The organism is Snodgrassella alvi, assembly GCF_040741455.2.
Classification (GTDB): domain Bacteria; phylum Pseudomonadota; class Gammaproteobacteria; order Burkholderiales; family Neisseriaceae; genus Snodgrassella; species Snodgrassella alvi_E.
Map to the genome: position 1 here is coordinate 1,154,467 of NZ_CP160328.2, position 11,716 is coordinate 1,166,182.

Below are 11,716 nucleotides of genomic sequence, written 5' to 3' on the forward strand. Positions count from 1 at the left end.
CTGTTTTGTGTCGCAACAAAACAGGAAAAGAATAATGTGTAATGATTACGTTCACAATAAATACCTGCTGATTTCTCTTGTATTACGCGTTTATCCTAACGATACGCTTAAACAATTGCAATATCTGCACTGCAATTTAGCATTCTGGCAACGACAGGTAAATCAGAACCGATTTATTGTGATTAATGACTTTATGGAAATTTTAAGCTACTGGTATGGCTTGTCTTTGCTTTTCAGCAGCGGAACTGACCCAATGCGTTGAAAATTATCTCCAGTAGACGCTGGTTATCGACGTGTTCCATTACATTGATTGGACTATGTTTCACTTCAGGCATGCCTACAGTGAGTCGCAGTGTGCCCTCTTTCCAGCGCCGGCTGCTGGCACGGGTACAGTCGCGGGTGGTGGATACATCTACAATATAAGGTGACGAGGTAGCAACATTACTGTCTATCAGTTTGGCAACGCATAATACGTCGTGAATCCAGCAACCAGCCAGATGGCGTGTTTGAATGGAATAGTCCATCCACGGACGTGAGGTGCGGACGATAAAGTCAGTAAGCGGATTAGCAAATTTTTCTAGTCTATCCAGATCCTGATGTGTGAGCATAGTCTGTGTGGTGGCATCCAATGGTGCCAGGGTGATATTGGCTCCACTTTCAATCACAATTTTGGCGGCTTCAGGGTCAACGGCAAAATTGGTATCTTTCAAATAGCCTTCTACTTTAAAAACACCACCCATGATAACAATTTCGGCCACAGAACGGGCGAAATCGGGATAAAGCTGAATTGTGTGAGCGATATTGGTTAACGGACCGATTGCCACCACAGTAATTTCACCAGGATTGCTGCACACAAGCTCGCCAATCGCCTGTGCTGCATGTGGTGCACTGTTATCATTGAGTGGCAGTACTGGAGGTAAACTATCCCACAGTGACAGCAATCCTTGTTTACGTACATTATTATCCAGCTGTTCGCGCCAGGGAGCAGCAGGCTCTATCAGTGCCTGTGCGGCACCTTTAACGACAGGAATACTCTGATTTAGTTCCCGCATCAGTTGGCGAGCGACCTGATAGCCGGTGTCGCGCGGAGTATTACCGGCTACGATGGTAATGAGTTCGAGTTTGATTGAGTCTGCAGCCAGTGCCAGTGCCAATGCCAAACCATCATCTACATTTGCGCCTGCAATGCCATTACCCGGATCACAGTCAATCACGATGCGCTTCATAAGGATTACCTATGCCTCAATTGCAACGGAGTCAGTAGCTCTGACTCCGTTATAGATGTTTCAATCAGATTGAATAAGCTCTAAATGGCGTCTTCCACTGCATTCAGATCGCGACCACGAGTTTCAGGAGCGAAGAATGTAGTGATAAAGCCAATACCAGCCATTAAAACAAAGTATATGGCAATCGGCCACCAAGTTTTATAATGATCAAACAAGGCTGAAGCAACTAAGGCTGCGGTACCGCCAGATAGAATACCACCCAGTTCTTTGGCTAATGCCATTTTGGAATAGCGGTTGCGCACGCCAAACAATTCTACGCCATAGGCTGCCTGCACACCAAAAATACCCAATGAAGCCAGACACATACCCACAACAATAATGCTAGCTACGATAAAAGGGTCCCGCGTTTCCAAAAACATATAAGCTGGCACGGCATACAGCATCAGCAGAAAGCAGAACCAGCGATAAACGATACGGCGTCCATAGCGGTCAGACAACCAACCAGCAAAAGGAATCACAAAGAATCCTAACAATGAGGCAACAAATACCGCAGTGGTAGCCACAGTTTTATTGACATGCAGTATTTTAACTACATAGCCGATTACGAATCCTTGCGCGAGGTAAGATGGGCCATTTTCGCCGATTCGCAAGCCTAGCATCACAAAAAATGCTTTATTACGTGCCAGGAATGAAGTTTTGGCAGCTGGTGCTGGTTTGGCATTAGTAGTTTGTGAATCAGATTGTTTTGATTCGTTCTGTTCCTGCTCAAATACGGGTGTTTCGCGTACATGGCGGCGGATAAGTGTGGCAGCAACCGCAATCAGGGCACTGAGAATAAACGGAATACGCCAGCCCCAGCTATTCACATCTTCTGGATCAAGCATTAACACCAATAACCATACCGCAGACGCCACCAATGTGCCACTGTTGGAACCAATGCCAATAATAGAAGCAATCAGGCCGCGGTGTCTGGGCGGAGCATATTCTCCGAGCATAACTGTAGCACCAGAAAGCTCGGCACCGGCACCAAAGCCTTGCACAAAACGCAATATCACCAGCATCAGAGGTGCCCATAGGCCGATAGTGGCATAGCTGGGAATAAAACCAATCAGAGTGGTGGAAATGCCCATCAGAGCGATGGTGGTGACCAGTACAAATTTTCTTCCTTTGCGGTCACCCATGCGCCCGAAGAAAACGGCACCAATTGGGCGTGCAATAAAGCCTACTGAATAAGTGGCAAAACTTGAAAGCAAAGCAATTGTCTGGGTTAATTCTGGAAAAAACACATCTCCAAATACTAGGCCTGCGGCGAGGCCGTATAAAGCAAAATCCACATATTCCATGGTGGTACCAAGCCAGCAGGAAAGTGTTGCCTTAATAAATTCCCGTCGTCCTTCAGGTGTGGCTAAACGTTGTTCAGCTGCGCTCTTCTTATGGCTGTCAACTGACGATTGTAAGTCACTCATTCAAATATCCTATGGTTACAAATCAGGGTGTTACTAGTTAAAACAAAAAGACTAAAACAAAATTTCCAGCACAAACTTGCTGCCAAAATAAGCCAGCATTAGGCTGACAAATGACACAATGACCCACCATGCCACTTTTTTTCCGCGCCAAGCCTGTGTATGGTGTCGTAGCAGGATAACCAAATAGATTAGCCACGACAGCACGCCAAACACCGTTTTATGGGTTAAGCGTGCCGGCTCGCCAAACACGGCCTCGGAAAACACCGTGCCACTAACTGCCGCAATAGTCAGCAGCACAAATCCTGCTTGCAGACCCTGAAACATTAATTTCTCAATGGACAGCAATGGCGGCAGAAAAGATTGCTGAGGTACTGTTTTGCGTCGATGCAGATAATGGTTACGCACCAGCATCAGCACCGCCAGCAATGTGGTGATGCCAAATAGGGCATACGCCAACAATGCCGACAAAACATGTATCATGAATGCGCTATTATGCATGGGATAAGCAGTAGGCTGACCAGGCAGCAGCCAGGCCAACAGCAGCACCGCTGCCGAACAAGGAAACAGCGCCAGCTGCAATCCCTGTAAACGATAGCGAAAACTACCCACCCAATACAGCAGCACCATTAACCAGGTAATCAGATTGAGTGCGTGACCAAATCCCACCAACAGTACCCGTTGCTGCAACATTGGCTGCCATACTGTAAAAGTATGCAGCAGCAATACTGACAGCAACAAGAGCTGCTCACCTCGCAACGGATAGGGCACAGCAGTATGACGTTGCCAACACCGCCAGGCCAGCACCGAAAGTGCGGCATAGGCAAAAATAAGCACCAGCAGCAATAAGCTCATGATTTTTCCGCAGCAATAGCGCGCCAAAATTTGGCGCGCGTAGTGTAAAATAGGCATTTATTTATTGTGATGCCTGCTCAGAAACTGGGCAGGCATCACAACAGGTTGCCATTTTATAACCAAATTGCTTCTTATCCTACCCATTTACTGTGTGAATTGACCAGAAACAGGCAATTTTCACCCGACAGATACAGGCTGCTTACAATTAGCCGGAGATGGTTCCGATGTTAGATAATCTATCAGATCGCTTTAGTAAAATTGCGAAAACCCTGCGCGGACAAGCGCGTTTGAGTGAAGACAATATCAAAGATGCTTTGCGTGAAGTACGCATGGCATTATTAGAAGCCGATGTTGCCCTGCCAGTTGTAAAAACATTTATGGCTTCAGTAAAAGAACGTGCGGTGGGCCAAGAAGTCATTGGCAGCCTGACACCCGGACAAGCATTTATCGGGGTGGTAAATGATGCACTCACCGAGCTGATGGGCACACAGAACAGCAGTCTGAATCTGGCAGCAGTGCCTCCGGCAGTGATTCTGATGGCCGGTTTACAGGGGGCCGGTAAAACCACCACTGTCGGTAAGCTGGCACGCTTGCTGAAAAATGACCAGAAGAAAAAAGTGCTGGTGGTTTCTGCAGACGTGTACCGGCCAGCTGCGATTGAGCAATTAAAATTACTGGCTCAGCAGGTTGAAGTGGACTTTTTTCCGTCACACGAAGGTGAACAACCAGTAAACATAGCCTTAAATGCATTGGATCACGCTAAAAAGCATTTTTATGATGTGCTGATGGTGGATACCGCCGGCCGGCTGGCTATCGACCAGAAAATGATGGATGAAATCCAACAGATTCATGCCGCAATTCATCCGGTGGAAACTTTGTTTGTGGTTGATGCCATGCAGGGTCAGGACGCGGTAAATACGGCTCAGGCATTTAATGATACTCTACCCCTGACTGGTGTAGTGTTAACCAAAATGGACGGTGATGCCCGTGGCGGTGCGGCGCTGTCGGTACGCCATGTAACCGGTAAGCCGATTAAATTTATCGGTGTAGGCGAAAAAATCAATGGTCTTGAACCATTCTATCCTGACCGCCTAGCCTCGCGCATTCTGGGGATGGGTGATGTACTGTCTTTGATTGAAGACGTGCAGAAAGGCATTGATGAAAAAACCGCGCAGCAGATGGCAAAAAAGCTGCACAAAGGCAAAGGTTTTGACCTGAATGACTTTAAAGCACAGATTCAGCAGATGCGCAAAATGGGCGGTATTGAATCGATTATGTCCAAACTGCCAGGTGACATGGGACAAATGGCCAAGCAGGTTCCAGAAGGCACCGCTGAAAAAGCCATGGGTCGAGTGGAGGCAATTATTAATTCGATGACGGCCAAAGAGCGTGCCAACCCTCAGTTGATTAAGGCCAGCCGCAAACGCCGTATTGCCAATGGCTCCGGTGTCAGTGTGCAGGAAGTGAATAAAATGCTTCGCCAGTTTGAACAATCGCAGAAAATGATGAAATCATTTACCAAAGGCGGCATGGGCAAGCTAATGCGCCTAGCTAAAGGCATGAAAGGTATTATGCCGCAATAATTTCTCCTCCTAACGCACTGCCTGAATTTTAATTCAGGCAGTTTTTTTATCTGACACTGTACATTATTATGCATTTAGTCTAAAATAATCATGACAATTAAATTTGTCTTGATTACTTCAATATAACATAAGGAGTACAATGATGCGTAAATTTAATGATAAAGGCTTTTTTTGAGCCAACCAGCAAACGCCGCAAAGGCTACCCGTCTGAAACCAGTGTAAAGCGTGGTCTGGTGCGGATTGTGCATGGCGATAAAGTTCTGCATGAAAAGCTCGGGCGCAATGACCGTTGCCCGTGCGGTTCTGGCCGCAGCTTTTAGGAAATGTTGCCTGAAATCAGGCTGCTTTCGATGGCAGTAACAGACATGATTATTACCGTTGATTATCCTCAGATAAACGGACACATTATTTAATCACCCTTTAAAAACTTTCCCCTGAATAAGCCTGTAAATCACTATTATTCAGGGGGAATTATTTATACTTAGACTCAGACATAAATTTTTGTTTTTAGCTATTTCTAGATTTTTAATCATCTGTTCTAAGCCATTTGCACTATGGCTACTTCACTAGCCAATTAATACATTAGGAAAATATTACTCCTTATGTTCACACCTTAAGCTGTAATACTTTAGACATTAATGAAATTAATTTAATTACTGCTTGTACCATTCTTAAACTAAAACAACTATAAACATGGTTTCAACTTAGTTCTGCCACTATCTCTAGAATGACAAAAAAAATAGAAATAACATGTTATCAACAGTACCAGAAAGCAACGAGCCCACAATCACGACATACTATAAACTACATGCACAGATATATGCTCCTACCTCTTCTCAGCCAAAATATGTCACCTTTTCCGGTACAATGTTCAACAAAATTTATTTTTAACCACAAACTTAATTTCCTTCCCAGCTACGTCGGCTTAATGCTGGCACATATGCCCTAAAAAACAACTTATTGAGGCTGTGTTAATATTTTATTTGATGTCAGCATCAGATAAATATTTTGACACTAAAATACCTTTTTTGCTTGCTGCTCTAATTGTGCTGGCCAGCCTGTATTCAGCGCATAGGCTTGTAAGGCATACTGTCCTAGTTAGAAAAGCTTATAGAAGTAACGAAGCATATGGCTAAATATTATTCTATTAAAATTTAGAAGCTAATTGTTTCTGTTCACAATCTGATAAAAGTGCATCGTCTTAAACCATGCTTCTACGCATGGGTTATAATCAGACTCTTATTTTTTGATTTTTTGCTACTCATTAACCATGTTAAACACCCAATATTCTCCCAGTGAAATTGAAACCCGCTTGTATCAGCAATGGGAAGAACGCGGCTATTTTGCCCCGTCAATGGATTTAAGCAAACCGTCGTTCTCTATTCAGCTCCCTCCGCCGAACGTAACTGGTACGCTGCATATGGGGCATGCATTCAACCAGACCATTATGGACGGACTCACCCGTTATCACCGCATGAAAGGTGAAAATGTGTGCTGGATTCCTGGCTCAGACCATGCTGGTATTGCAACGCAAATAGTGGTGGAACGACAGCTGGCTGTGGAAAATATTTCCCGTCATGAGTTGGGTAGAGAAGCATTTATCGCCAAAATATGGGACTGGAAAAAATTTTCCGGCGGTACCATGGCCGAACAAATGCGCCGTGTAGGATGTTCTGTAGACTGGAGCCGTGAGTATTTCACCATGGATGATGAGCGTGCAAAAGTCGTGACCGATGTATTTGTACGGCTGTTTGAACAGGGGCTGATTTACCGTGGTAAAAGGCTGGTGAACTGGGATCCAGTATTGGGTACTGCGGTATCTGATTTGGAAGTGGAAAATATCGAAGAAAACGGTCACATGTGGCACATCCGTTATCCGCTGGCTGATGATCCAGATAATGGCTTGATTGTGGCCACTACCCGCCCAGAAACTTTGCTCGGTGATGTAGCAGTAGCCGTCCATCCTGACGATGAACGCTATGCTGGCTTTATCGGGAAACAACTAATATTGCCTTTATCCGGCCGTACTATTCCAGTGATTGCCGATGAATATGTGGATAAAGAATTTGGTACCGGCTGTGTGAAAATCACACCAGCACACGACTTCAATGACTATGAAGTAGGTAAGCGCCATCATACGGCACTGATTAATGTCCTCAGTCTGGATGCGAAAATTCTGTCACAAGCAGAAGTATTTGATTTTCAAGGGCAAGCACAGGCTGGCATCAACCTGCCGTCGCAATATGCTGGCCTAGACCGCTTTGCTGCGCGCAAACAAATGGTGGCCGACTTGGAAGCAGAAGGTCTACTTCTTAAGGTTGAAGAACACAAACTGATGACGCCTAAGGGTGACCGTACCGGCAGTGTGATTGAACCGATGCTGACCAACCAATGGTTCGTGGCCATGACGCGTAGCGCCAACAACGATGTAGCGCATCCAGAACCAGAATCGGAATTTAAAGGCAAATCCTTAACCGAAAAATGTATTCATGCAGTGGAAAGCGGACAAATACGCTTTATTCCAGAAAACTGGGTCAACACCTATAACCAATGGATGAATAACATTCAGGATTGGTGTATCTCACGCCAACTATGGTGGGGACATCAGATACCGGCATGGTATGACCAGAATGGCCGCGTGTATGTGGCACGCAATGCTGCCGAAGCACAGGCACAGGCCGGTACGGATGCGGTATTAACACGTGATGAAGATGTGCTGGATACATGGTTTTCTTCGGCACTGGTGCCTTTCTCTACGCTGGGCTGGCCGGAAGACACACCTGAATTAAAGGCGTTCCTGCCCTCTCAGGTGCTGGTAACCGGCTATGAAATCATTTTCTTCTGGGTAGCACGCATGATTATGATGACTACTCACTTTACCGGTAAAGTGCCGTTTCACGATGTGTATATTCACGGTATCGTGCGCGACAATGAAGGCAAGAAAATGTCCAAATCCGAAGGTAATGTCATTGATCCGGTGGATTTGATTGATGGTATCGATTTGGAAAACCTGCTCGTGAAACGCACCACTGGTTTACGCCGGCCGGAAAAAGCACCTCAGGTCATTAAAGCGACTCAAAAGCTGTTTCCAGACGGCATACCGGTATTTGGTGCCGACGCATTGCGCTTTACTATGGCAAGCTATGCTAGTCTTGGCCGCAGTATCAACTTTGATTTCAAACGCGCTGAAGGCTATCGCAATTTCTGCAATAAATTGTGGAATGCCAGCCGCTTTGTGCTAATGAATATTGAAAACCACGATTGCGGACAGGACGAAAATCTGCCGTTAAGCTACAGTTTTGTGGATAAATGGTTGCTGACTCGTTTGCAACAAACCATTTCTGCCGTTAGCGAAGAATTAGATACATATCGCTTCGACATGGCGGCACAAACTTTATATGAATTTATCTGGAATGAATACTGTGACTGGTACGTGGAGTTAGCTAAAACTCAACTTCAGCGCGGTGACGAAGCACAGCAGCGTGCTACACGACGCACCCTGGTACGGGTACTGGAAACAGTATTGCGCTTATTGCATCCGATTATGCCGTTTATTACAGAAGAGCTATGGCAAACCATCGCACCATTGGCTAATGCTAAAAACACCGACAGCATTATGCTGGCAGATTGGCCACAACCTGACAGTAGCTTGATTAACAGCGAAGCTGTAGACCAGATGCATTATTTGCAGGAACTGGTTAATTCCGTTCGCAATCTACGCGGCGAAATGGGGCTGGCGATGAGTGTGAAAGTGCCACTGTTACTTGAAAGTGCTGCTGATTTAAGCACGTTACTACCCTATTTGCCACTGATGGCACGTCTGAGTGAAGCCACACAGGTGGCACATCTGCCAGAAAGTGACGATGCACCCGTAGCAGTGTGTCAGGGCGCACGCCTCATGCTGAAAGTGGAAGTCGATAAAGCAGCTGAAACAGCACGCCTGCAAAAAGAAGCTGAAAAACTTCAGAAAAACATCGACAAGATAGCCGCCAAACTGGCCAAACCAGGCTATACCGATAAGGCACCGGCACATCTGGTTGAAAAAGACCGCAGTGAGCTGGCGCAATTGCAGGACAGAATGGCCAAAATCCACTTACAATTGCAAAAATATCGTTAATTAAATTATTTATATTCTTACGATAGCCACCAGTCCGGCAGCATAATTAGCATAAATGGGTATCCGCCACAATGTGCTTATACTGTAAATCTGGTGGCTTCTTCATAGCTGTTGTGAATAGTGCATAATTTCAAAATCAGAATATTTAATTATTAAACAATCCATTAAACAACTACAATGTCTTTATTTTGTATTTGATTTACACATAATTATTCAATTTTATAATAATCTTCTGTAAAATTCCTGAACAATGTCTTATACCTTGGTTCATTATTCATACGCCATATGAACTAGATATACTGAAAGATTGGAGCAAACAGATGGCAAACACATCTAAATACTCATCCCTCAACATCATTTTGATTCAGACTCGTGAAGCATTACTTTCCCATTTCCGCCCCATGCTGAACGATATCGGAATTACAGATCAGCAATGGCGTATTATCCGCTTACTGGCAGAAAATGGTATTATGGACTTTCAGGAGCTGGCTAGACAGGCATGCATTCTGCGCCCCAGCCTCACCGGTATCCTGACACGACTGGAAAGGCTCAATTATGTTGTACGCCTGAAACCGTCCAACGACCAGCGCAGGGTGTTTCTGAAGCTAACGCCAGTAGGCGAGAAACTGTATGAAGATTTCTGTGTAGCGGTAGATGCCCGTTATAAAGTGTTGGAGCAGCGTTTTACTCAGGAAAAACTACAGCAACTGGGTACTCTGCTGAAAGAATTTACTAATATCGCTGTTGATAAAGAAGAAAAAGAACCCTGACAACATGAACCAATCACCTTCAGCCATGGCTTTACTGTATCGCGAAGCCATGTCGAAAGTTGCCGCAGCAGTGCATGTCATCACCACAGAAGGGGAAGCCGGACGCTATGGTATTACCCTCACCGCAGTCGCTTCGGTAACCGACTCTCCCCCTACACTATTACTCTGCATCAATCGCAATGCTCGTATTCAACCGATTTTGCGCGCCAACGGACAATTATGCGTAAATGTTCTGGCAGCCTCTCAGCAAGATGTGGCGGAACATTTTGCAGGTATGACCTCAATTCCGGCTCATGAGCGGTTTTTGCAACACGATTGGCAGAATCACCAGCATACAACCCAGCCACAATTGGTGGGGGCACTGGCTCATCTGCATGGCCGTATTATTGACAGCCATGATATGGGCAGTCACAGTGTATTTTATGTGGCCATTGAGTACATCAATGTTAATGAACAGGACAATCAGGGTTTGCTGTATTTTCAGCGCCAGTTTACGCAAACCGCTGTACCGGTATGTGAGGCAGGCTGCGTCTAAGCAGATATTTCACACTTTTGCTGCATTAAAGAGCGCGTCTGATAAACAATAACGGACTGCCCCTTATCGGAACAGTCCGTTTTCACTAGCAGATAAATTTATTTTACAATCTGTACTAGCTCACCAGCAGCATAACGGTTAGCCATTTTTTCCAGCGACACCGGTTTAATCTGTCCAGCGTGGCCAGCAGCACCAAAAGCCACATAACGATCAATACACACCTGTTTCATTGCTTTAATGGTTTCGGTGAAGTATTTGCGCGGGTCAAATTCTGCCGGATGAGTAGCCAGAAAACGGCGGATGGCACCGGTGCTGGCCAAACGCAAATCGGTGTCAATATTGACCTTGCGCACACCGTATTTAATCCCTTCGACAATCTCTTCTACCGGCACACCATACGTTTCCGGAATCTTGCCGCCATACTCATTAATCACCTGCAACCATTCCTGTGGCACTGAGCTGGAACCATGCATCACCAGATGGGTATTGGGCAGGCGTTCGTGGATTTCACGGATGCGGTCGATACGCAAAACATCGCCTGTCGGTTTGCGGGTGAATTTATAAGCGCCGTGGCTGGTACCGATGGCAATTGCCAGTGCATCCACACCGGTATCCTGGACAAAACGTGCCGCTTCATCCACACTGGTCAGCATCTGTTCATGGCTGAGCTTGCCTGCGGCGCCGACCCCATCTTCTTCACCGGCATCGCCGGTTTCCAGATTACCCAGACAACCGATTTCTCCCTCAACCGAAACCCCGCACGCATGCGCCATATATACAGTTTTACGCGTCACATCTACATTGTATTCATAAGTAGAAGGTGTTTTAGCATCGCTCAACAAAGAACCATCCATCATTACAGATGAAAATCCCAGCTGAATAGAACGCTGGCACACTTCCGGAGAAGCGCCATGATCCTGATGCATCACTACCGGAATATGCGGAAATTCTTCTACAGCTGCCAAAATCAGATGGCGCAAAAATGGTGCACCGGCATATTTACGCGCACCGGCGCTGGCCTGCACAATCACCGGAGCGTTAACTTCATCGGCCGCTTCCATAATCGCACGCATTTGTTCAAGATTATTGACATTAAACGCCGGCAAGCCATAGCTGTTTTCAGCAGCATGGTCGAGCAGTTGGCGCATAGAAACTAAAGCCATGAGG

General features: G+C 45.8%; 10 protein-coding genes. 6 read left to right on the forward strand and 4 right to left on the reverse strand.

The window, feature by feature from the left end; all coding sequences use genetic code 11:
- Positions 1-34: 34 nt before the first annotated feature.
- Entirely contained in the window at positions 35-262 is a 228-nt protein-coding gene (locus tag ABU615_RS05285; RefSeq protein WP_367486841.1) for a hypothetical protein, read from the forward strand.
- Here the strand turns inward: ABU615_RS05285 and ABU615_RS05290 are convergent.
- From ABU615_RS05290 to ABU615_RS05300, 3 genes are all read right to left on the reverse strand, one after another.
- Positions 234-1,226, reverse strand: a complete 993-nt coding sequence (locus tag ABU615_RS05290) for a nucleoside hydrolase (protein WP_100151856.1) — start codon at positions 1,224-1,226, stop codon at positions 234-236. The genes ABU615_RS05285 and ABU615_RS05290 overlap by 29 nt on opposite strands.
- A gap of 80 nt (positions 1,227-1,306) precedes the next feature.
- On the reverse strand, positions 1,307-2,692 hold the full coding sequence (locus ABU615_RS05295) for an MFS transporter (RefSeq protein ID WP_100156567.1): 1,386 nt from the start codon (positions 2,690-2,692) through the stop codon (positions 1,307-1,309).
- 51 nt (positions 2,693-2,743) lie between these two features.
- On the reverse strand, positions 2,744-3,544 hold the full coding sequence (locus tag ABU615_RS05300; RefSeq protein ID WP_100140783.1) for an inner membrane protein YpjD: 801 nt from the start codon (positions 3,542-3,544) through the stop codon (positions 2,744-2,746).
- A 224-nt stretch (positions 3,545-3,768) separates the two neighbouring features.
- On the opposite strand from ABU615_RS05300, the gene ffh reads away from it, so the two are divergent.
- The 5 genes from ffh (at position 3,769) to hpaC (ending at position 10,549) form a co-directional block, all read left to right on the forward strand.
- Positions 3,769-5,127 (forward strand): signal recognition particle protein, encoded by a 1,359-nt coding sequence (ffh, locus tag ABU615_RS05305; protein ID WP_100151858.1) that lies wholly within the window; start codon positions 3,769-3,771, stop codon positions 5,125-5,127.
- Between the two features lie 155 nt (positions 5,128-5,282).
- Positions 5,283-5,447, forward strand: a complete 165-nt coding sequence (locus ABU615_RS05310; RefSeq protein WP_100140699.1) for an SEC-C metal-binding domain-containing protein — start codon at positions 5,283-5,285, stop codon at positions 5,445-5,447.
- A gap of 950 nt (positions 5,448-6,397) precedes the next feature.
- Positions 6,398-9,244, forward strand: coding sequence for a valine--tRNA ligase (locus ABU615_RS05315; protein WP_370388653.1), 2,847 nt, complete (start codon positions 6,398-6,400; stop codon positions 9,242-9,244).
- A gap of 320 nt (positions 9,245-9,564) precedes the next feature.
- Entirely contained in the window at positions 9,565-10,014 is a 450-nt protein-coding gene (gene hpaR, locus ABU615_RS05320; protein WP_100140701.1) for a homoprotocatechuate degradation operon regulator HpaR, read from the forward strand.
- Between the two features lie 4 nt (positions 10,015-10,018).
- Positions 10,019-10,549 carry a 4-hydroxyphenylacetate 3-monooxygenase, reductase component gene (hpaC, locus tag ABU615_RS05325; protein WP_257388722.1) on the forward strand — a complete coding sequence of 177 codons (531 nt, stop codon included), beginning with the start codon at positions 10,019-10,021 and terminating at the stop codon, positions 10,547-10,549.
- 98 nt (positions 10,550-10,647) lie between these two features.
- On the opposite strand, the gene fba is transcribed toward hpaC, so the two are convergent.
- Positions 10,648-11,712 carry a class II fructose-bisphosphate aldolase gene (gene fba / locus ABU615_RS05330; protein ID WP_100140702.1) on the reverse strand — a complete coding sequence of 355 codons (1,065 nt, stop codon included), beginning with the start codon at positions 11,710-11,712 and terminating at the stop codon, positions 10,648-10,650.
- Positions 11,713-11,716: the final 4 nt, after the last annotated feature.